This is a genomic window from Mycobacterium sp. NAZ190054 (assembly GCF_001545925.1).
GTDB lineage: Bacteria > Actinomycetota > Actinomycetes > Mycobacteriales > Mycobacteriaceae > Mycobacterium.
This window is the reverse complement of sequence record NZ_LMVQ01000201.1, coordinates 1-21,361: the sequence shown is the minus strand read 5'-3', so window position 1 is coordinate 21,361 and position 21,361 is coordinate 1. Positions and strand designations below refer to the sequence as shown.

Below are 21,361 nucleotides of genomic sequence, written 5' to 3'. Positions count from 1 at the left end.
CCACTCATGATTTGCTCACCAATCCCAGAACCGAAGAAGAAGGCACACCGAGCACGGCGCCGGGCCGGCTGGCATCGATCGTCAGAACGCGTTCCGCACCCCGCTCGCACCAGCGGACGGTCAGCGTCGAACCGGTACGGACGATTCCGGGCGCGACGGGCGCCCCGGAAGCGCCGACATGCAGCAGTGACACGACTGCCACCGGTGCGGTGTCTCGGCACCGGACACCGACCAACCAGGCCGGGGTCCTGTTCTCGAGCCCCCCCGACCACCATCCGAGATGGGATTCACCATCGGCCCGGATCTGCTCGGGTACGACCGGCGACGTCGCGGCGTAACACAGCGTCATCACCGGGGCTCCGTCCCTGGTGACCAGATGTCCGCAGGCGGTGGTCGTCGAATCCAGGTCCGGATGTAGCGGCCATGACACGGCTACGTCGTGCCCGGACCTGCCGTCGATGAGGTCTACCACCACGACGACGGGTTCGCCGGGCGGCGCGACGACCCAGCGGCGGTGCACCACCGGGTCACCGAGCCTCCGGTAACCGTCATGCTCGGCGTCGACGACACCGCTGTCCAGATCGACTGCGTGGACCGTGGTTTCGGCGTGCCGGCGCCAGAAGAACGGCCCGCCGGGCACCGACTGGTCGAGGCCGTCGACACAGACCGTCGGGTGGACCCGAGTGCCCCGGTGGGCGGACCGCACCGCCGGGGTGCCGTAGAAGCTCGCGGTGCCGGGGTCGACGATCAGCTCCCGGCCTTCGGCGCTCAGCGTGACCGCGAGGGCGTCGGCGTGTCCGTGCGCCGCGGTGGACAGGTGGCCGAGCGGCCCGACGTCCACGGTGAGCCGGCGCCGGTCGGCCCGCAGCACCACCAGCCCTCCAGCGGCCGCGTAGCTGCCCGGCAGTGGATCACGGGCACCGACGCCCGCGCCGAGTCCGCCGATATCGGTGCCCAGCGTGTCGGCGAACCAGGCGGCGGTGAGGGTCTTCTCACCGTATCTCTGCGCCGCCGCGCCACCGCTGATCGCGGCCACGACCCCGAGGTGCTGCCGCACCGTGCGCTTGCGCTCGGCACCCAGTCGGAGCGCGAAGCTGTCGTCGTCGTCGCCGTACCGGGGGTCCGGGTCTTCGGCCCCGACCAGCGAGGCGAAGTAGTGCGCGCCACGGTTCAGTGCCGAGGTCAACTCGGCCGGTACCCGCCGTCCGCCCGCACATAGCAGCACGGCCACCGTCGCCAGCATCTCCGCGGTGAAGATCTGATAGGAGATCGACTGCTCCGCGCCGGCGCCGTCGGGCAGGATCAGCCGACCGGCCTCGGCGCTGATCGTGTCCAACGCGGGCCTGAAAAGCGCTGCTGGAGCCGCCAGTTCGGGAAACAGTAGGTGGACGACGATCAGGCCGGACATCTCACCGATCACATGGTTGTTGGCCGAGCTGAAGCGGGAGCGGGCACGCCAGCAGTAGCGGGCGCTCACGTCGAGCATCCGGACCGTGTTCCGGTACCGCTGAGGGGTCATCGCGGGCGAGTTCCGCAGGCCCTGCAGCGCGACGGCCACCGACGTCGCCCTGATGCCGGCCTCGAACGCACCTCGCCACGCGATCCCGGTCCCGGGCGGGTTCTGGTCCAGCCACGAATCCAGGTGGTCGAACGCCGTGTCGGCGTACCGCGTATCGCCGGTGAGCAGCCAGGCCTGAGCCAGCACGGGCAGGTGTTGGAGGCGGTTGAGTTCCCAGATCCATTTCGGGTCGCTGGGCGCCACCCGGTGGTCGATCCTGGTGCTGGCGGCGGCCGGCCAGCGGTAGCCGGTGTTCGGGTCGAGGTTCCAGTCGACGGCGGTGCCGACGTTCACGGCGCCGTATCCCAGGTAGGTGCGTTGCCCGGCGAGCAGCCGGTCGGCTTCGGCGACCAGCTGCCGGCACTCGTCCGGGTACTTCTGCGCCACCCGGCGGGCGCGTTCCGGGTCGAGCAGCACCGGGCGGGCCGTGCCGTCCCGGAACGTCTCCGACAGCGCGTCCCAGTCCGGTGGGGTGCCGGCGAGCATGTCGGCGTCGGAACGCCGGGCCAGCCCGTCCCGGAGCACCAGTGAGTCGACGAGGCGGCGGCTGCGCCACACCGCCTCCCGGGGTGACATCCGCGCAAGGCGGCCGGCGTACCAGCCCAGGCTAGACATCGCCGGGACTTTCGAAGTACCGCTCCGAGAAGACCGCCGGCGGGATCCAGTCGACGTCGGGCATCTTCGCCAACTTCGCCAGCAGCGCGGCCCGCCGGCCGTCGAAGTGCGGGTCCACCGACTGCCGGAACGCCAAGGCACTCTTCGGCGGGTGCGTGAGCCGTGGCGAGACGCGGATCGTCATGCCGGCGCCGGCCGCCGCGTCCAGCGCCGTGTCGAAGTTCCTGACGTCCTGCGGCTCAGTGACGTTGAAGAAGTTGAGGTACTCGAAGCCCTGCCGGTCCGCTTCGAGCATGATCCGGAAGTCGGACTGGATGTCTTCGAAACCGACCAGCACGTCGTTGCGGCCCAGCGAGGCCACATACCCGTCGTTCACCAGGTCGATGTCGTTGCCCGGATCCCAGTACAGCAGCACCGACCCCACGAAGGTGCTGACGAACACACAGGTGACCGTCGTTCTGAGCCAGCGCAACGGGTGTTTCATCTCGGCGGCGCCGCGGGCTGCGAGAATGGCCAACAGCGGCAGTGTCCACAGCGAGAACTCGTCCGAGATGCCTTCCCACCACGCGAAGAACAGCATCTGCGGGAGCATCGGGACGACGACCAGCAGGACGAGCCCCCGCTCCTTCACCCCGGCCCACAGTCCCCGGAGCGCCAACAGCGCGGCCAGCAACACCCCCACGAGCGCCGCGACCCCGGCCAGCACGGCGACCGGGACCGGAAGCTCGCGAACGAGGTACGGGAACGGATAGGTCGCCCGCTGCGGGTATCCGTCCTGAATCGACTGCGCCAGTTCGGGGCTCCGGAACATCACATTCGTCGAGACCAGCGCACGGGTCTCCCCTGCGGCGACGTTCACCAGGGTGCCGACCCCGAGTTGCTTCTGATCGGCGCGCGGTTCGAAGGATTCGACGTAGCCGGCGCCGAACTGGATGAAACCGTGCTGTTGCTCGTCCGGGACCGCGAGGTACGCGACCGCGTACATCGCGACCGCCAACGCACAGACCGCTGCCGGTACCGCGACACCGATCAGCACCCGGCGGTGCCCGGTCGCGGTCCGCATCAGGAGCACGGCGGGCACCATCCCCAGCACGAAGACGACATGAGCCTGGTGGTGGGTCAGCATGATCGCGAACGCCAGGGTCGCGCCGACGGCATACCACCGGGCGGCGCGTGCGTCCCGCGCCGTCAGCCCGCAGTACACGCAGTACACGCCGGTGGTCATCAGGGCGGCGGCGGGGATGTAGACGTCACCGGCGATCGAGTAGGACCAGTAGCCGGCACTCACGGCGCACAGCAGCGTGCCCCACAGCGCGGGTACGGCCAGCCCGGCACGGACCAGCAGGCGGTACAGGATCGCCAGGCCCAGAGCCCCCCACACCGCCGAGTAGAGCGCGAGAAGGGAGAACGGGTCGACAGTCACGCCGACGCCGGTGAGCAGGTGATAGAGCCACCGCATCGGGTTTAGGTACAGGTGATGACTGTTGATCAGATCACCGGACTGGGTCAGTTGGTACGCCCAGGACAGCGAGTCGTCGGCATAGTTGTGGTTCCGGGTCGGCAGCAGCGCGTAGACGAGCAGCGGCCCGACGAAAACGGCGATCTGGCCGACGAGACCGGGCGTGCGTTCCCGCTGCCGGCCGTCCGGGCCGGTCGCCGCGACGGTCCGGCCGGCGGGACGATCCGCGTTGTGGGACTGCGGAGGGTCCAACAGGTCACCGGTGCGGCTCACGCGACTTCACCGCCGGTGGCCAGGACTGCGTCGGCGCTGCGCGGCCCGACGTCGAGAAGTCGGTCGTAGAACCGGATCAGGTTGCGGCTGGACACTTCCCACGACAGTTCGTCCTCGACCCGGCGGCGCCCGAGCTCGCCCATGCTGCGGCGGCGCTCGGGGTCCTGCAACAGCATGTCGACGGCCTCGGCGAAGCCCCGTTCGTCGTTGCCCGGGACGTACACCGCCGCATCACCCGCGGACACCCGGGCCTCGGTCAGGTCGAAGGACACGATCGGCCGCCCCATCGCCATGTACTCGACGACCTTGTTCATCGTCGACACGTCGTTGAGCGGGTTGAACGGGTCCGGCGACAGACACACGTCGGCGGTCGACAGGCAACGCTCGACGAACGCGTCGGGGACGCGCCCGGGAAACTCCACGATGTCCGAGATGCCGAGTTCCTCACTCAGCGCGACCATCTCGGGAAGCACGTCGCCGGCTCCCATGAAGATGCAGTGGAAGTCCTCACGCCCGACGTGGTCACGCAGCAGCCGTACCGCACGCAGCGCGTAATCGACCCCGTCCTGCGGACCCATCACACCCAGATAGGCGAGCAGGAACCGCTTGCCGCGCCGCAGGCCGCTGTCCGGCTGCCGTGCGACGAAGCGGTCGAGGTCGGGTGCGCTGCGCACCACCGTCACCCGGTCGGGGGACATGCCGCCACGTTCGATCGCGACCCTCCGATAGCTTTCGTTGGTCGAGATCACCGCGTCGGCGACGGCGAACGTGATCCGCTCGACGAATCTGGTCAGCCGGTAGAGAAGCCGGCCGCCGCCGGCGAACCGGGACAGGAAAAGTTCGGGCACCAGGTCGTGGTGGTCGAAGACGAACCGCGTCCCGCCCGGCCGTAGCACCAGGGCGATCAGGAACAGCAGATCCGGCGGGTTGCAGGCGTGCACCACGTCGATCGGGCCTTCCCGGCGCACCTTCAATGCCAGGCGCAGAGTGTGCCAGAGCGCCAGGATGTACTCGCGCAGATACCCTTTGGGGCCGCCCGTGGCCGGGCGTAACGGATAACGCAGTATCCGTACGCCGTCGATCACCACTTCCCGTTCGGTGTCCTGGTTGGCTCCGGTCGGGCAGATCACGGTGACCTGGAAGCCCGCCCTGGTCAGGGCCCGGGACTCCTGCCAGACCCGCCGGTCGAACGGCACCGAGAGGTTCTCGACGAGGATCAGTATGTGTCGCTTCATGCGTTGACTCCGTCCATTCGGGCGTGCTGAGAGGTGACCAGGTCCTCGATCGCGCTCTGGGCCGCTTCCACGCTGCGATCGAGACCGAACTCGGCCTCGACGCGCCGGCGGCCGGCGCGCCCCATGCGGCGTGCGGCAGGCGGATCCGCCAGCAACCGGACCAGACGGTCCGCCAGTTGTGCGGGATCCGCCGGCGGTACCAGGAATCCGGTCGTTCCTTCCCGGACCACCTCGGTGACACCGCCGACGGCGGTGCACACCGCGGGCCGGGCGCAGGCCATCGCCTCGAGCAGCGCCATCGGGAGGCATTCGGTGGTCGAGGTCAGCGCGAAGACGTCGACCGCGCACAGGATGCGGCCGATGTCGGACCGTGCGCCGGCGAAGTGCACCTGGGCTGTGATTCCCAGTGTGTCGCAGAGCATCTCAAGGACGTGCCGGCATTGTCCGTCCCCGACGACGAGGAACCTGGCGTCGGGCATCTCGTCGATCACGAGCCGGGCGGCCCGCAGAAAGGTGGCGTGGTCCTTCTCCGGGCGCAGCGACCCGAGGATGCCCACCACCGGAGCGCCCGCAGCGATCCCGAACTCGGCGAGGACCCTGCGGTCGGTCGCGCCGTCGAACAATGCGGGGTCCACGCCGTTGTGGATGATGCGGATCCGGTCGGCCGGGTAGCCGCGGTCGTGCACCAGGAACCGGCGCTGAACGTTCGCGACACCGAAATAGCCACTCGTCCAACGGGTCAGTCCGCGGTCCACCAGGCGGTGGACCATGTCGCGGGGAGTGATCTCACTCGCGTTGTGCACCCACATGACGGTGTGCCCGACACCGGCGATCCGGGCCGCGACACGGCCGAGGGTCTCGGCGTTGTAGCCCGACACCACCACCACGTCGGTCTGTTCACGGCGGAAGATCGCGACGAGTTCGCGCAGTGCGCCCGGGATCTGCCACTTGCTCATGTTCAGCGCCATCGCCGGAACCCCACTGGCACGCAGGTCGGCGAACATGTCTCCCTCCCCGCCGATGCACACGACCGACGGGCGGAACCGCGTGGGATCCATCCGAGGCAGCAGGGTGGTCAGGTGCCGCTCGGCGCCGCCGGCCTTCAGAAGCGGGACGACGAACGCGACCTTGATCGGGCGCCCGGTCATGCGCACACCTCCCGGTAGAGCGCGTCGAGCCGGCGCGCGACGGCTCGGGTGTCGAACTGGTCCCGGACCCTGGCGTGGGCCGCGGCTCCGTATCGGGTGCGCAACTCGCCGTCGTGCACCACCGGCAGCAGCGCGGCGGCGATGGCCTCGGCGTCGTCCGGCGGGATGAGGATCCCGCCGTCGGAGCCGAGCATCTCCGGTAACCCACCGACGTTGCCGGCGATCACGCACAGGCCACGCGCCATCGCCTCGAGTACGGCCATCGGTTGCCCTTCGTTACGCGACGGCAGCACCAGGACGTGTGCGTGGCCCAGCAGGTCACCGACCTCCTCCTCGGAGAGCCAGCCGTGCACCGTCACCGTGTCCTGCAGGCACAGCTCGCGGACGTACTCCCGTGCGCGGGCCACCTCGCCGTCACCGGCGATCGTCAGGGTCGCCGAATCGGCGAATCCCGGCTCGCAGACCAGCTTCGCCCACGCGTCGAGCAGCCTGAACGTGCCCTTGTGATCGCCGATCCGGCCCAGGAACACCACGGTGACCGGTTCACCCGACGGTTGGGCTGTGCGTGGTGCCAGCCGGACACCGTTGGGGATCGCGAGGATTCGTGCATCCGGCGTGATCTCCCGCATCCGGTCGGCCCACACCTGGCCGAGCGCGACGAACGCGCCGGCCCGGCGTAACGTCGCACGGGTCAGTGCCCGGACCGCGCGCGGCGACCGCTCGTAGTCCTCCGGGAAGCCCGACCCGTGCATGTGCAGGACGACCGGCGTACCGACGATGCGGTTGATCCAGAACAGGATCGCCTTGCGGACGAAGCTGCCCCGGGTGCTGGCGTGCAGATGTATCACGTCGGGGCGGAATCGGATCAGCTCGACGACGAATTGCAGTGCGCCGAGCGCGAACACCGCGATTTTCACCGCAGCGCTGCCGTCCCGGTGTGTGGTGACGTGGCGGATGTTCCAGTCCTCCCAGAGCGGGGTCTGCCGCATGGCCCGGACGTAGGACGCGATGCCGCCGCGTGTCCGCGTGCTGGTGGACACCCACAGTGCCCGCTGTTCAGCCATGGTGCGGCTCCCGTTCCGCGGCGCCGGCCGCGGCCGCGCCTGTGTCCGGGATTCGTTCCGACCACCCGACCGCGATCCCGACGAGCAAGAACGTGGTGGCCGTCGGAAAATCGAAATACCGGAGGTCGACGGTCAAGCCGGTGCAGATCAGGACGGCGATGGCCATGATCGCGATGACCACGAACGGACGCCCGCACAGGTCGTGATCCGGCAGCCTGCGATAGGCGGTGCGCAACCGGAGAATGATGAACATCAGCACACAGAGCCACAGTGCGAGGCCGATGCCGCCCAGCTCGGCGAGCAGCCCCATCTCGTTCGTGTGCGCGACCTCGCCGTAGCCGCCGATCCAGGGCACCTCGGGGGACCACTGTTGGTGGTGGTAGGTGTTGACGGCCGGAAACCTGCCGATTCCCCAGCCTTCCAACGGTTTCTGGCTTCGGGCCCACAGCGCCGTCTCGATGTCGTTGAGCCGCGACTGGATCTCGCTCTCCGAAGCCACGCCGCCGGCCCGGCGGTCGCTGCTGGTGAACGTGGACCAGTTCACCAGGACCGCGGTCACCACCAGACCCAGGGCCACGATGAATCCGCTGCGAAATCCCTTGGCCAGCAGTGCCCCGAGGATGAGCACGAGCAGGGCGCTGAGCCAGACCGCACGGGTGTAGGTGAGATAGATGCCGACCCCGCACGCAGCGGCGATCACGACCGCCGTCCATCTCCGCCATGCGGGTTCGTCTCTGCGGCTCAGGAACAGCATCGAGATCGCGAAGCCCAGCGTGAGGACCATCCCGTTGACCACCGGCTGGTTGAAGATGCCGACAGCCCGACCGTCCCATGCGGGATCGGTCACGATGTACCTGGGCCACACCCAGCCGCCCAGCCCGGCGAAGGGCATGATGCTCACCGCCGCGGAGTAGGTCGCCAGGATCAGGATGGTCCACATCAGCGCGCGAACCGCGGCCGGACGGTCGAAGGTGTAGCGGCCGACCAGGTACAGCGCGAACGGGATCATCGTCGCCACCACGACGAACCGGGCGACCGGCAGGGGACCACCGTTGACCGTGTCGATCGCGGGGTATTTGTGCGGCGAGACCATCGAGTAGACGTTCCACAGCAGGAACAGGGCCATTGACCATTCGACCGGGCCGACTCCGCGGACCCGGTCGTCGGTGCGGTCGATCCACAGCACGGTGGCGACCGCCAGCACCGCGAAGACCACCAACCACAGCTCGACGGGCAGTGCGCTCCCCGAAGCCAGCGGAGTCCGCAGAAACAGCGTCACGGTCATCACCGTCACGGCGAAGGCGGGATTCTTCAGCGCGCACACCCCCATCGCCACCGCGGCCGTCGCCACGATCAGCGTCTGCCCCGGATCGGTCGGCAGGAACAACGCCGCGACGACAGCGGCGGCACTGAACGCGGCGACGACGACGGCGGCAAGGAGTGCCGGCACCCGGTGAATCCGGGTGGCCGTGTGCGTCGCCTCGTACAGACCGCTCATCGTTGCCGATCCAGCAGGGTCGGCCGCTCCACAGCCCCGTTGGCGCGTTGCGCCAGCATCACCTGTGATTCAGCGCTTCTGCGCTTCTTTCCGTCGACCAGCACGGCGCCCAGCAGAACCGCGTGGGCCTTTGTGAGGGCCTCGGCTGCTGCCGCCACGTCGCCGGACCGCGACACCCGCTTGCCGACCACGAGGATGGTGAGATCCGCAGCGGCGCAGACCGGGTGGGAATCGATGGAGTCGGTGACCGGTGGGGCGACCACGACGACGATGTCGGTGCCGACCCGTAGTTCGTCCAACACCGTATCGATGCGTTCGCGGCTCAACAGCGGATACCGGTCGGCGATCACGGGCCCCGCCGGCAGGATCTTCAGCGAGTCCACGGCGGAATCCGTCAGCGCGCTGTCCACCAGACTGCGATCGGTCAGCACATTGTTGAAGCCGGGATACCCGGATGGCGGCGACGTGCTGTTGTTCGCGTACACGAGTACCGTTCGGCGTCCCTGCTGCGCGGACAACCTGGCGAGGTCTTCGGCCAGGTCCTGCGCTCCCCGCGCACCGCGGCAATCGGTCAGCGCGATGACCGCCGACCTCGGCAGATCCTGCAGGCTGATGTAGTTCGCCAGCATCCGTAACCTGTCCTCGCGCAATCTGTTTCCTCTGATGGAGCCGGCCCGGGGCACCTCGATCAGCGGTTCGACGCCGGTCTTGTGCAACAGGTCGCGGGCATTCATCAGGCGCGGCGACATCGCTGCGAGGCCCAGCGCGGCGAGCGCTCCGAGGAACAGACCCCCGACGGCGCCGGTGGCGACCTGCAGCGCGAACTGGGGCTCCATCTTGGTGACGCCGGCTCGCAGCTGCAGATCGCGGAGTTGGTCGGTCGCGTCGGCGCGCATGTCGTCCAGCCGCTCCTGGACGACCGGAACCAGCGGATTCATGCTGCCGTCGGGCTCCCGCTGCGACTTGAGGGTCTGAAGCTGGCGCTCCACGCCTTCGATCTCCTTGGCGAATCCGGCGTTCCGGACGGAGTTGATGTCGTCGCGGAAGGCCGCCGCCATCTGCTGTGCCGCGGTCTGGGCGACCTCCGGGTCCTCCGCGGTCGCCTCGATCGTCAGGATCGGACTGGCCGCGACGGTCCGGGCCTCGAACGAGACACCCTCGGGGACCTGCGTTCTCTCCCTCAGCCGGCCTATCGTGACCGGTTCGTTGAACAGCGTCGCGTACCCGACGGCCATGGTGGCGTCCTGCTCGGGCGTTCGTTCCGGGGAGGACTGTACGAGCAGCGACTTGCCGACGTAGGTGGCGTCGGCGTCCGCGGAATGCACCGCGGTGGCAAGGACGGTGACGGCGACCACCGACAGCACCACCCACCACCGGCGCCGGATCTGTTCGATGTGTCGCGCCATCTGGGCATTCATCACGCGTCCGCCAGGGCGACCGGTTCGGGCTCCAGAGCGCCGCGCAACCAGTGGATCGTGTGCTTGATCCCCCGTTCGACGTCGACGGACGGCGCCCACCCGAAATGGCTGCGGGCCTTCGTCACGTCCAGCGCGATCGCCTGCACCTCCCCGGTCCTGGCCGGTGAATAGCACGGTGGCGGTGTCCCACCGAGTGCCTCGGCGATCAGCCGGTGCACCTCGTTGGTGGTGGTCTGCTGCCCGGTGCCGATGTTGTAGATCCCGGGAGCAGCCGACTGCACCCGGCCGGCGCGCACGAAAGCGTCGACGACGTCGTCGACGTACACGTAGTCGCGGCTCGCCGTCCCATCTCCGAACACGGTGACCGGCCGGCCCGTGAGCAGTCTGCTGCTGAAGACGGCGATCACGCCGGCTTCTCCGTGTGGGTTCTGCCGCGGCCCGTAGACATTGGCCAGCCCGAGGCTGATCGGGACCATGCCGTACATGTCCGCGTACGCGTTGAGGTAGACCTCGCCGGCGTATTTCGCTGCGGCATAGGGTGACAGCGGATTCGGGGCGGTGCTCTCGGTCACCGGGAGCCTGACCGGTGCGCCGTACCGCGAACCCCCCGACGCCGCATACACGATCCTGCGCACGCCCGCCAGCCGACAGGCCTCCAGAACATTGATCGTGCCGAGCACGTTGCAGCTGGCGTCATGCTGGGGATCGGTGACCGACGCCCGCAGGTCGACCTGCGCGGCGAGGTGGTAGACGACGTCGGGTCGCGTCGCGGCCACGATGTCGTTCAGCGCGGACGCCCGGACGTCGACCCTGGTGAAGACGAACCGTCCGCTGGGCCCGTAGCGCCGGCTGGCATGTTCGAGATTGGTGACCAGACCCGTGCTCAGATTGTCGATCCCCACCACCTGGTGGCCCTCGACCAGAAGCCGGTCGACCAACGTTGACCCGATGAAACCGGCTGCGCCGGTGACAATTGCTCTCATCATCACTTTGATCTCGCTATCCCTCAATAGATTTGGCTTTCGCCGTTGCAGTGCAACAGGCACTGCGTCCCCCTCAGTAGGCGCCGTTCCGCAACAGAACCGCACGCAGTGTCTTGGCGATGATCAAGATGTCGCCCACCATGGACCAGTTGTCGACATAGGACAGGTCGAGGCGGACCGCCTTGTCCCACGACAGATCCGACCGGCCGCTAACCTGCCACAGGCCGGTGATGCCGGGCTTGACCAGGAGCCGCCGCAGCACGTCGCCGTCATAGGCTTCGACCTCGCGACGTAGTGGCGGACGAGGCCCGACGACGCTCATCTCCTGGCGCAGCACATTGATGAACTGAGGCAGTTCGTCGATGCTGAACCGGCGCAACAGCCGGCCTACCGGCGTGACCCGAGGATCGTCCCGGATCTTGAAAAGCAGCCCGTCACTTTCGTTCTTCGCCATCAGGCTTTCGAACTGTTGGTCGGCGTCCTCGACCATGCTGCGCAACTTCAGCATCGAGAAGGGCCGCCCGTCGATACCGATGCGCTCCGAGCAGTAGAACACCGGCCCTCTGCTGGTGAGCTTGATCAGAATCGCCGAGACGATCAGGATCGGCGAAGTCACTGTGAGGGCGGCCAGCGCGAAGCAGAAGTCGAAGGCCCGCTTCTGGAAGCGTTTCGCCCCGCGATACTGCGGCTTCTCGATCTGCAACAGCGGCAGGTTCGAGATGGGACGCATCACCAGCCGGGACAGCGCCACATCGACGACCCCCGGTGAGACCATGAGGTCGACGCCCATCGGCTCCAGTTCCCAGATCAGCCTACGAAGTCGTTGCACACCGAGGTGTCCCGTCCCCGCCAGTGCGACAGTGTCCGCGCCGTAGGTCCGGATCGCCTGCAACGCATGGTTTTCGCCACCGACGATCGGAACCTGCCGGCCGGCGACGGTCAGGTGTTCACCGCTGGGGGCATCCAGACCGGGAATGCACACGCCCACCACGTCGTATCCGTCCGTCGGTTCGGTCGTCAACTCGGCCACCAGATGCGCCACGGCGGCGTGATCGCCGATCGCCAGCACCGCGGTCCGGCAGCTCCCCTCGGCCCGCAGGGCCGCGACGCGCTTGCGGCTCAGCCATCTGCTCAGCAGTAGGCCGATCGTGCCGGCCGGAAGGGCCACCGCGAGGTAGCCGCGCGACATCTCGAGCTTGACGAGAAGCTCGGCCATCGCCAGCGCGCCGAACGTGGTGAACGACGCGGCGGCGACCCGCCGGTACTCCTCGATCCCGGCACCGATGATCGTCGACGCCCTGGTGTGGAACGCCGCCAGCGCCATCAGCCACAACGCTGCGATGAGGATCGATGAGACTGTGACGTACAGGATTTCATAGGCAGGCCAGGCGAGGATGGTGCCGTACCGGACGAACTGCGCGAGCACCACCGCCGCGACGACCACGACGCTGTCGGCCACCGTCAGGCGTGCGGCGTACTGCCGTTGCCACCGCATGCGGTCGAGCACCGCGACCGGCAGGCGGTCGACGGATTTCTCATCGCCGACGGTGGCAACCCGCGCCGCGGGTTCGGCGATCAGCGACTCCCTGGCACGCACCGCCGACGCGATCGCACGCCTGCTGCGACCACGGCTGACCACCTCCGGATTCGCCATCACTAACCCGCCATCTCGACGGTGCGGCGGTCCCGCCCCGACGCCGGTTCAGGCTCTGACGCGGCCCGTAGCCGGCCGATCGTGAGAGCGAGCCCGGCGGCGAGGTCGACGCCGGCCGTCCACCCGGGCAGTGCCGCGGGGCCGTCGCAATCCCCTGTCGCCGGGTCGCCGTCCACGGAGGGCGCGATGGTCTCCGGCAGTGAGGATTCGTCGAGCACCGCCGCGAGCAGGGAGTGCAGCTCGACGAGCGTCGTGCGCTTTCCGGTACCGACGCCGTACGTTCCGTCGGCGAGGTCGGCTGCGCACGCGGCATGCATCAACGCGTCGACGACGTCGTCGACGTAGACGAAGTCACGCGCATGCGCGCTGTCCGCCGGAACGCTGAACGGGCGCCCGGTCATCATCGCGGCCGCCAGGTCTTCGACCACATGGCCTGGGCCGCAGGGGCTCTGGCGGGGGCCGTAGACACTGCCGACCGCGAGGCATATCGGGGTCAGGCCGTACATCGCCGCGTAGGCGCGCAGATACATCTCGCCGGCCAGCTTGGCCACCGCATGCGGTGACGCCGCGTCGGCTTCGGCATCCGCCTGTGTGGTGGCGTAGACGATTCTGCGGACGCCGGCCGATCGGCTGGCCTCACACAGGTTGAGCGTGCCGAGGATGTTGGTGCGGGCGTCGAAGTGCGGATCGGTCACCGACGCCTCGGAATCGACATGGGCGGCGAGGTGGAAGATGATCGCCGGGTTCACTCCGGCCACGATGCCGATCAGTTCCGGCGCCTGGATGTCGAGGTTGATGAGTTTGAAGTGGCCGTGGCCGGCCTCGCCGCACTGGATCGCGTTCTGGAGGTTCGCCACGCTGCCGGTCCTGAAGTTGTCGATCCCGATCACCTGGTGACCTTCGGACAGGAGCCGGTCGACCAGGGTGGAGCCGACGAAGCCGGCGGCACCGGTCACTAGAGTTCGCATGACCCCTCGTCTCCCCCCGTGGACCGCCGTGACTCGCTGCCGCGGATCGTGCCGGGCCGGAAAAACAGCCATTCCGCGCCACGCCTCGTAGCTAACTCGTCAAGCACCCTTCAACTATCGGTTCCCACCGGTCTGCAGTACATGGACCGTCGGAGCGATTTTCGGGATGGATCCCCGGACTAGTTCCAGGACCAGACAGGCCCAGTGAGCTGTTGTCCCACGCTTTTTAGCCGCGGTTCGCAACGCCCGGCCAGACGGCGGACCGGACTGCCGACCGTCGTGGTGCCCGCGCTCCCCGCGGCGTCGTCGCCGGCACGCGGCGGCGTGGGTACGGCAAATACGAATGATGGTTCAGAGCAACAGGAGAGGAACCTCTCAGCCCGATACCGTGTCGACAGGGGGTTCCTGTGGTATCCGCGAACGGAGTCGGAGGACGAGCGCAACGTTCACGGCCAGCAGCGTCACGAAGATTCCCGCGGTCGCGGAGGCGACGAACACCGCCACGAGCATCAGCGCCTCTGCCATCGCCCTCTCCCCTCACTTCCGGCGCGCCCGTTCACCAGGGCACGCACACCAGCTCGCTGTACAGGTAATCGATCTGTCCCGGTCCCAGCGTGGCACTGCGGTACATCTTCGGTCTGTCCCTGAGCGCGAACGACAGGTCCGGCTTCCGCCCGATGATGCGCAACTCGGCCAGTGTCGCCACCAGACCGTGACGGACCAGTAGATGCCGGGTCAGCGGTCTCAGCGCCCGATGAAACAGCTCGGGATTGCTGACGTACAGGACCATCGCGTAGCCGGGTCCGCGTCCGCGGCGGAACTCCCGGTACATCACGTAACTGCACTCGTCGCCCTGCACGAGCACGACGTGACGGGCTGCGAGCGCGCCGGCATGGTCGCGGTACAGCTGCAGCTCGGCACCGGTGAGCGTCTTCTCGATACCCTCGTGGTCCGCAACGACTTTGGTGCGGCCGGGAAGGCTCGGCCACGGCAGATTGGGTATCAACGCGGCAGCGGTGTCCAGGAAGGAGAATTTCAGCCAGGCCAGGATCTCCTGCGGACCGGGGTTGGGCGACAGCACGGTGAAGTGGTAGCCGTCCTGTGCCAGCACCGCTTTGACGAGCGAGATGCTCAGGGACCGGTAGTCCGGCAGCACGCACCACGTGCCGATGTTGCAGAACCGTTCCACCCGTCCCGCCAGGAGCCGTTCGGAGTAGAGCGCCAGAACGACGCCGACGACGCGATGTCCGTCCTTGACCAGGTAGCCGTAATTGGGGATGCCGGCCTCCCACCGCGCCGCCGCGCACGCTCGCGCCCACGGAATCCGGTCATCGTGGTTCGCCCGGAGGAACTCCGACACCGCCGCCAGATCGGCCTCCGTGATCGGGGCGGGCTGGATGTGACGCCCCGCGTGCCTGCGGGGGTGTACTCGGCTGTCCGCGACGTCCATCGCAGTAGATCCTGTCCTCACCGTTGCCCGGAGGTGGTCACGGGCGTCAGATGCGGTCCACCGGCGGCGGCCCCGTCCGGTGCCGGTGCCACCGGCTCCTGCTCTGTGAGAGGTGCTGCGTCCCAGGGCCGGTCACCGTTCTTGCGCCACCACGCCTGCCCGAACGCAGGCAGGCTGTCGATCGGGTCGAAGTACGGGTACACCCGGTTGAGCGCGTCGGCGTCGGTGATCTCCAGACCGGTGCGGTAGTTCTTGCTCCAGTACGAGATCCCGAGATTCTGGTCATAGCGGACGACCTGGTGCACCCACCGCTTCCCGACGTACGGCACGTCGCAGACCACCCGCGGTGTCGCGAAGCCGGGCAGGTACCCCATGATCGACAACTGCAGGTGCTGCGCCTGCGACAGTGACGTCCGCCAGTGTTCGGCGTTCGGGATCATGTCGCACATGTAGAAGTAGTAGGGCAGGATGTTCGCCTCTCCCTGCAGCGCGAAACACAGGTCGAGCAGGTCTTTGGTGGTGGCGTTGACCCCGCGCATCAGCACCCCCTGGTTGCGGACGTCGCGCAACCCCGCGTCGAGCAGTCCCCGGGCAGCGGCCGCGACGAGTGGAGTGACCGACTGCACGTGGTTGATGTGGGTGTGCAACGCCAGGTTCACGCCGCGGGACGCGGCCAGGTGTGCCACGCGGTGGACCCCGTCGACCACCGTCGGCTGGAGCCAGTGCTGTGGCAGCGCCGCCAAGGCCTTGGTCGCCAACCGGACATCGCGGATGGTGTCGATCTCCAGTAGTTTCAGCACAAACGATTCCAGCCGCGGCCACGGCACGTTCCCGACATCGCCACCGGACACCACGACGTCCCGCACCGTCGGGGTGTCGCGCAGGTAGTCCAGCATCCGGTCCTGTCGGTCGGCCGGCCGCAGGGTGAGTCTCGCCTTGGTGACCGTCGGGGTCGAGTTGCCGATCAGATCCATCCGGGTGCAGTGCCCGCAGTACTGCGGGCACGTCGACAGCAGCTCGGCGAGGACCTTGGTGGGGTAACGATGGGTCAGTCCCTCGACCACCCACATGTCGCTCTCGTGCAGCGAATCACGTTCGGCGTAGGGGTGTGAACACCATTCCGAGTGGCGGTCGCTGAGCACCGGCAGCATGTAGCGCCGGATCGGATCGGCATAGAACGACTCGGTGAGCGCGCCGTGGCCTGGTTCCCAGTGGGGCGCCATGGTGTTGAGCATCTGCGGCGGCAGCAGCATCGACATCGTGGACCGCTGCTGCTGGTCGGCGGCGAGGTCGGCGTAGAACCGCTCCTCGAGAAGGTCGCCGAGGACCCCGCGCAGCTGGCCGATGTTCTTCAGCGAGTGCGCACGTTGCCACTGCGGGTCCCGCCACTGGGCGTCGGTGACGGCGGCCCAGCCCGGGTACCGCCGCCAATCCGGCTCCGACAACAGCTTGCGTTCATAGGTATACGGCTGTTCGGTGACGGCGGTGAAACCGCTGTCCCGGGATTCGACGAGGGTTGTCATCGCGTCAGAACCTTCCTCGGATCGGTCGCCGAGTCGGCGATGTCGGTCAGCTCGGCCGCGACGCGTTGACCCGACCGGATCGCGCCTTCCATCAGCCCGAAGAACTCCAGGCTCGTTTCGGTGCCTGCCCAGTGGACACGGCCGTGCGGCTCGGTCAATGTCGGTCCCAGCCGCAGCCAGTCGCCAGGGCCGAACAGCGCGGCGTAACAGCCCCTGCTGTACTTCTCGGCCAGCCAGTCCGTCACCGTGCACCGCGCCGGGGCCGGCAACGCCGGGAAGAGCCTGCGCGCGTGGGCCATGGCGGCGGTCTTCTTGTCCGCGGTCGACAGCTTCGAGAATTCCGACGCGACTTCGCCGGTCACGAAACCCGTGAGTACACCCGCGGATTCGTCGGGCGGCGAGTCGTCGACGGTGGACAACAGCGGTCCACCGGTGCTCACCGACCATCCCGACAGGCCCCGGTCCCGCCACAATGGCGCCGGGAACCCGAGGTGCACCTTGATGGCGCAACCGCGGCCGGTCACCGCCGTCGCCCGCGGGGCCGGTAGGCCGGGCCGGAACTCGATCCGCTGCGCCAGCAGCGGCGGAATCGCGACGATCACCCGGTCGGCGCGGTAATCCGACCGGGCGCCGTCGTTGTCCGAGACGCACCGCACCAGGGCGCCGTCGTCGTCCTGATCGACGGACCGGACCGGCTGCCGCAGACGCACCCGCGACCCGAGCTGCGCGGCCAGCGATTCGCACAGAAGGTGCGCGCCACCGTCGATCCGCCACTGCTGGGCCCCGCCCTCGAACGCGTTGAGGTACCGGATTCCGCCCCCCGACCGCAGATAGAAAGCCATGTGCAGCACCGAGATCGCGGCCGGATCGGCGGCCATCATCTCGCCGAGGAACAGCGGGAAGAAGGTCCGCGCATCGGGACGTCTGACCTCTTCGGCGAGCCAGCGCGCCGCGGACAACCGGTCGAGCCGTTCGGCGCCGGGAGTGAGCCACGGCGCCTCCGGACGCACGTGTTCGACGAGTGCGTCGAGCCTGTCGAACAGATCGCCGAGGGCGATCGCGTCCAGCGGGGGCACCCGACTGGGCGTCGTGGTGCGATGATCGCCGATCAGGAAGGTGCTCTCCCCCGCCATCGCCGTCGAGGCGAGCTTGAGGCCGTGCCGGTCGATGAGCCTCAGCAGTTCGGTGTGCCGCACCCCCAGGTAGGCGGCACCGCCGTCGCCGGCCACTCCGTCGGCGACCGGCACTCCGTGCATCCGGCCGCCGACCCGGTCGCGGGCCTCCAGAACGACCACGTCCGCGCCCGCGGCCGTCAGCTCGACCGCCGCGGTCAGCCCGGCCAGCCCGGCACCGATCACGACGACACGCATGTCTTCGCGGCTCATGACGTCACGGCCGCGGTCAGGTCGAAAAGACCGAGCGGCGTGGGATGGTCGACGATGTCGTCGTAGGTCAGCTCGATGTCGAAGTCCCTCGCGATCGCACTGAGCACCCTGGTGGCCAGTAGCGAGTCACCGCCGAGTTCGAAGAAGTCGGAGTGTTCGTCCACCTCGGCGGTGTTGAGAACCCGACGGTAGATTCCCACGATGCGTTCGGCGCTCATCGGTGTGCTCCTTTGTTGTTGCTGTCCGCTACCGCACGCCGCGTTGCAGCGCGATCGACTTTTCCGCTGGGGGTGTAGACCAGCTCTTTGACGAATCTCACTCGGCTCGGCACGAATTGCGACGGCAGACGCTCGCCGAGGTATCGCTTCAGCTCCGCGGCTGTGGTCTCCCGCGAGGTCACCACGTAGGCCGTCAGCGCCGTGCCGCCCAGGAGCCGCTCACCGACCACGACCGCACCGGCCACCGCGGGGTGGGAGGTCAGCTGCATCTCCACCTCGGCGGGGTGCACACGCACGCCCCGCACCTTGACCTGTTGGTCGGAGCGGCCGCGCGAGAACAGCAGGCCGCCTTCCCCGCGGACGACGAGATCGCCGGTGTGGAACCATCTTTCCGGGCCTGAGCCGTGATCCTCGACGGGGAACGCCGCAGCGGTCGAGGCAGGCGACCCGAGGTAGCCGATCGCCAGGCCGGGGCCCGAGACCAGCAGTTCACCGTCATCGGAGACGTGATCACGCACGTGCGGCAGCGGCCGGCCGATCGGCGCCTCGGTGTCGCACGCTGCGACCGCCGGTTCGGTGCCGGGGCCGCTGAGCTGCACCGCGTGGGTGATCATCGTCGTCTCGGTGCAGCCGTAGGTGTTCAACAGCCGGATGTGTCCGGTGTCGAGACCGCCCCATTGCCGCAATCGGGTCGGGTCGACGCGCTCACCGCCGATGATCACCAGCCGGACATGCTCCGGTAGCGCGGTCCGTTCCTCGTCCAGGAACAGCACGAGCTCGTGCCAGAACGCCGTCGGCAGGTCCAGCACCGTGACGCCCTGCTCGGCGAGCATGCGCAGGAACGTCGGGAACGAGCCGTGGTGCGCCCGGTCGTCGAACACGACCGCCGCGCCCGCGGTGAGGGCGGGCAGGATCTCCTCCAGACAGGTGTCCCAGCCGAGCGACGCGAACTGCAGCACGCGGTCCTGCGGGGTGAGGGCGAAGAGTTCCCGCAATGCCCGCACCGTGACGGTGAGAGCGGTGCGTGAGACCGCCACCGGTTTGGGCGTGCCCGTGGAGCCGGAGGTGCACAGCACATAGGCGGCGTCGCTGCCACGCCTGCGCGAGACCGGCAGCGCCTCGATTCGCGACCCGTCGTGCGGTTTCCGCGCCGCTGCGACCAACGTGGACACCCCCAGCGCCGTCGCGACGGCCTGCCGGCGCCCGGCCGGGGAAGCGGCGTCGACCGGGCAGTAGGTGGCGTCGGCCTGGAGTATCCCCAGCAGATGCTCCGCAACGGCAGGATCGTGCGAGACCAGGACTCCGATCAGACCGGACGGGTTCTTGGCGGCGCCGAGATCTCCTGTGCCACAGCGCGGCGCGGTGCGATGCACCCGTTGTGCGAAGTCGCGGTAGCTGGTGGCGGTCCCGTTGTACACGACTGCGGTGCGCTCAGACCAGCGGCAGGCGGCTGCGGTGAAATCCTCGACCACATCGGCGGAATCGGCCTCGCGCGTCAGGACGACGCCGGCGAGTGAGCCGGTCTGACGGCTCATTCGACGGTCACCGACTTGGCCAGGTTCCGCGGTTTGTCGACGTCCCGGCCCAACGCCAGTGCCAGGGTCCGGGCCAGCATCTGCAGCGGTATGGTCGCCGCGACCGGGCCCCAGGGGGCTCCGACGTCGTCGAGGACCGGCACCGAACTACCTGCGGTACCGATGGTGATGACACGGCCTCCACGGGCCGCCACCTCGGCGACGTTGCAGGCCAACTTCGGGTCACCGTTGTCCACGACGACGACGGGGGTGCCCGGTCCGACCAGCGCGAGCGGGCCGTGCTTGAGCTCACCGGCCGGACAGTGCTCAGCCCACCGGTAGGTGAGCTCCTTCAGCTTCAGTGCACCCTCGGCGGCATAGGGCACTCCCGACCCGCGGGCGATGAAGATGAACCCGCCGGCAGGTATGAGCTCGTCGGCGAGCGGTGGTATCAGGCATCGGGCGCCGGCGCTCGCGGCGGCCATCTGGTCAGGCACGCGGCGGAGATCGTCGACCAGGCACTTGGCCGCCTCGGTGGACAGCCGCTCCATGGCCACGAGCGCCGAGATCATCACCGCGGCGCCTGAAATCACCTGGCATATGAACGTTTTGGTGGCTGCGACGCCGATCTCGGGCCCGGCTGAGCAGTCGACGACCGCATCCGCCAGCCGGGCAAGCGTCGAGTGCGTGTTGTTGGTGAGCGCGAGGAGGCGCGAATCGCGCACCGCCGGGGATTCCAGTGCCCGCAGTACGTCGGCGGTCTCGCCGGACTGACTGATGGCCAGGCTGAGCTGACCGGTGTCCGCGACCTCCAGGCCGGCCTCGCTGGCGACCGTGGCCGTCACCGGCACACCGCCGAGTGAACGCATCAGGTTGGCTATCACGTTCCCGGCGTTGAGGGACGTGCCGCACCCGAGGACCCGGAGCCGGTCGAACGGCGGTAGCCCGAGCTCCTCCCAGATCGCCCCGTTCGCGATACCCGGTGCCACACCGTCGATGAGCCGGGACGCCGCTTCGGGCTGCTCGTCGATCTCCTTCGCCATGTAGTCGGCGTGATCGTGCAGTTCCACGTCGCGGCTGCGCCACAGGCAGCGGTTGGCGATCGGCGGCGACACGACGACCCCGGAGCGGCACCACCTTTCGGTGTCGAGTTCCACGATGTCCCCGTCGTCGAGGACACGGAACTCCTCGGTCCAGTCGGCCACCGCGGCGATGTCGCTGGCCGCGAAGTCGCCGTGGTCGGTGCGGGCCACCAGCAGCGGGGAACCTTTGGCCGCGACGGCGATTCGCCCGGTTCCCTCCTCCATGACCGCCAGCGCCCACGACCCCTCGGCTCGCGCGAGCGCCTTCTGCACGGCCAGCACGAGGTCCTCTTCGGCCAGCCGTTCGTCCTCGATG

Annotated in this window: 16 protein-coding genes and 1 pseudogene; all 17 read right to left on the bottom strand. The window is 68.6% G+C overall.

Annotated elements, in window-relative coordinates:
* Positions 1-4: 4 nt before the first annotated feature.
* Positions 5-2,173: an alginate lyase family protein gene (locus ASJ79_RS15285; RefSeq protein WP_067956565.1), complete on the bottom strand. Its 2,169-nt coding sequence runs from the start codon at positions 2,171-2,173 to the stop codon at positions 5-7.
* The gene (locus ASJ79_RS15280) at positions 2,166-3,905 is read right to left on the bottom strand and encodes a glycosyltransferase family 39 protein (protein ID WP_067956563.1); all 1,740 of its coding nucleotides are present in this window, start codon (positions 3,903-3,905) and stop codon (positions 2,166-2,168) included. Before ASJ79_RS15280 ends, ASJ79_RS15285 begins: the two co-directional genes overlap by 8 nt.
* Positions 3,902-5,140 (bottom strand): glycosyltransferase family 4 protein, encoded by a 1,239-nt coding sequence (locus tag ASJ79_RS15275; RefSeq protein WP_067956561.1) that lies wholly within the window; start codon positions 5,138-5,140, stop codon positions 3,902-3,904. The genes ASJ79_RS15280 and ASJ79_RS15275 overlap by 4 nt, the downstream gene beginning before the upstream one ends.
* Entirely contained in the window at positions 5,137-6,288 is a 1,152-nt protein-coding gene (locus ASJ79_RS15270) for a glycosyltransferase (protein WP_067956559.1), read from the bottom strand. Before ASJ79_RS15270 ends, ASJ79_RS15275 begins: the two co-directional genes overlap by 4 nt.
* Positions 6,285-7,352, bottom strand: a complete 1,068-nt coding sequence (locus ASJ79_RS15265; protein ID WP_067956558.1) for a glycosyltransferase family 4 protein — start codon at positions 7,350-7,352, stop codon at positions 6,285-6,287. The genes ASJ79_RS15270 and ASJ79_RS15265 overlap by 4 nt, the downstream gene beginning before the upstream one ends.
* Positions 7,345-8,850, bottom strand: coding sequence for an O-antigen ligase (locus tag ASJ79_RS15260; protein ID WP_067956555.1), 1,506 nt, complete (start codon positions 8,848-8,850; stop codon positions 7,345-7,347). Before ASJ79_RS15260 ends, ASJ79_RS15265 begins: the two co-directional genes overlap by 8 nt.
* Positions 8,847-10,268 (bottom strand): hypothetical protein, encoded by a 1,422-nt coding sequence (locus ASJ79_RS15255; protein WP_067956553.1) that lies wholly within the window; start codon positions 10,266-10,268, stop codon positions 8,847-8,849. Before ASJ79_RS15255 ends, ASJ79_RS15260 begins: the two co-directional genes overlap by 4 nt.
* The gene (locus ASJ79_RS15250; protein ID WP_067956590.1) at positions 10,268-11,251 is read right to left on the bottom strand and encodes an NAD-dependent epimerase/dehydratase family protein; all 984 of its coding nucleotides are present in this window, start codon (positions 11,249-11,251) and stop codon (positions 10,268-10,270) included. Before ASJ79_RS15250 ends, ASJ79_RS15255 begins: the two co-directional genes overlap by 1 nt.
* 73 nt (positions 11,252-11,324) lie before the next feature.
* A complete protein-coding gene (locus ASJ79_RS15245; RefSeq protein ID WP_082753851.1) occupies positions 11,325-12,905 on the bottom strand; it encodes a sugar transferase in 1,581 nt (526 codons plus the stop codon).
* Positions 12,906-12,907: 2 nt separating this feature from the next.
* The gene (locus ASJ79_RS15240) at positions 12,908-13,873 is read right to left on the bottom strand and encodes an NAD-dependent epimerase/dehydratase family protein (protein WP_067956551.1); all 966 of its coding nucleotides are present in this window, start codon (positions 13,871-13,873) and stop codon (positions 12,908-12,910) included.
* 375 nt (positions 13,874-14,248) lie between these two features.
* Positions 14,249-14,398 carry a hypothetical protein gene (locus ASJ79_RS32290; protein WP_156448462.1) on the bottom strand — a complete coding sequence of 50 codons (150 nt, stop codon included), beginning with the start codon at positions 14,396-14,398 and terminating at the stop codon, positions 14,249-14,251.
* Positions 14,399-14,429: 31 nt separating this feature from the next.
* Complete coding sequence (locus tag ASJ79_RS15235; RefSeq protein WP_082753850.1) at positions 14,430-15,323, bottom strand: hypothetical protein; 894 nt, start codon at positions 15,321-15,323, stop codon at positions 14,430-14,432.
* Between the two features lie 17 nt (positions 15,324-15,340).
* On the bottom strand, positions 15,341-16,846 hold the full coding sequence (locus tag ASJ79_RS15230; protein ID WP_067956550.1) for a KamA family radical SAM protein: 1,506 nt from the start codon (positions 16,844-16,846) through the stop codon (positions 15,341-15,343).
* Positions 16,843-18,297: pseudogene (locus tag ASJ79_RS15225) on the bottom strand (flavin monoamine oxidase family protein); the annotation flags it as partial. The pseudogene ASJ79_RS15225 and the gene ASJ79_RS15230, both read right to left, overlap by 4 nt.
* Positions 18,228-18,449 (bottom strand): acyl carrier protein, encoded by a 222-nt coding sequence (locus ASJ79_RS15220; protein WP_067956548.1) that lies wholly within the window; start codon positions 18,447-18,449, stop codon positions 18,228-18,230. The pseudogene ASJ79_RS15225 and the gene ASJ79_RS15220, both read right to left, overlap by 70 nt.
* Complete coding sequence (locus ASJ79_RS15215) at positions 18,446-19,984, bottom strand: AMP-binding protein (protein WP_067956546.1); 1,539 nt, start codon at positions 19,982-19,984, stop codon at positions 18,446-18,448. The genes ASJ79_RS15220 and ASJ79_RS15215 overlap by 4 nt, the downstream gene beginning before the upstream one ends.
* Positions 19,981-21,361 (bottom strand): SIS domain-containing protein (locus ASJ79_RS15210; protein ID WP_067956543.1); only part of this gene is annotated, 1,381 nt, incomplete at its 5' end. The genes ASJ79_RS15210 and ASJ79_RS15215, both read right to left, overlap by 4 nt.

Excerpts from the sequence above, each read along its gene's own strand:
- ASJ79_RS15240 (WP_067956551.1), bottom strand. The coding sequence starts at position 13,873 with ATGCGAACTCTAGTGACCGGTGCCGCCGGCTTCGTCGGCTCCACCCTG.
- ASJ79_RS15285 (WP_067956565.1), bottom strand. The coding sequence starts at position 2,173 with ATGTCTAGCCTGGGCTGGTACGCCGGCCGCCTTGCGCGGATGTCACCC.
- ASJ79_RS15265 (WP_067956558.1), bottom strand. The coding sequence starts at position 7,352 with ATGGCTGAACAGCGGGCACTGTGGGTGTCCACCAGCACGCGGACACGC.
- ASJ79_RS15245 (WP_082753851.1), bottom strand. The coding sequence starts at position 12,905 with ATGGCGAATCCGGAGGTGGTCAGCCGTGGTCGCAGCAGGCGTGCGATC.
- ASJ79_RS15215 (WP_067956546.1), bottom strand. The coding sequence starts at position 19,984 with ATGAGCCGTCAGACCGGCTCACTCGCCGGCGTCGTCCTGACGCGCGAG.
- ASJ79_RS15255 (WP_067956553.1), bottom strand. The coding sequence starts at position 10,268 with ATGAATGCCCAGATGGCGCGACACATCGAACAGATCCGGCGCCGGTGG.
- ASJ79_RS15275 (WP_067956561.1), bottom strand. The coding sequence starts at position 5,140 with ATGAAGCGACACATACTGATCCTCGTCGAGAACCTCTCGGTGCCGTTC.
- ASJ79_RS15220 (WP_067956548.1), bottom strand. The coding sequence starts at position 18,449 with ATGAGCGCCGAACGCATCGTGGGAATCTACCGTCGGGTTCTCAACACC.
- ASJ79_RS15250 (WP_067956590.1), bottom strand. The coding sequence starts at position 11,251 with ATGAGAGCAATTGTCACCGGCGCAGCCGGTTTCATCGGGTCAACGTTG.
- ASJ79_RS15230 (WP_067956550.1), bottom strand. The coding sequence starts at position 16,846 with ATGACAACCCTCGTCGAATCCCGGGACAGCGGTTTCACCGCCGTCACC.
- ASJ79_RS15235 (WP_082753850.1), bottom strand. The coding sequence starts at position 15,323 with ATGGACGTCGCGGACAGCCGAGTACACCCCCGCAGGCACGCGGGGCGT.
- ASJ79_RS32290 (WP_156448462.1), bottom strand. The coding sequence starts at position 14,398 with ATGGCAGAGGCGCTGATGCTCGTGGCGGTGTTCGTCGCCTCCGCGACC.
- ASJ79_RS15270 (WP_067956559.1), bottom strand. The coding sequence starts at position 6,288 with ATGACCGGGCGCCCGATCAAGGTCGCGTTCGTCGTCCCGCTTCTGAAG.
- ASJ79_RS15260 (WP_067956555.1), bottom strand. The coding sequence starts at position 8,850 with ATGAGCGGTCTGTACGAGGCGACGCACACGGCCACCCGGATTCACCGG.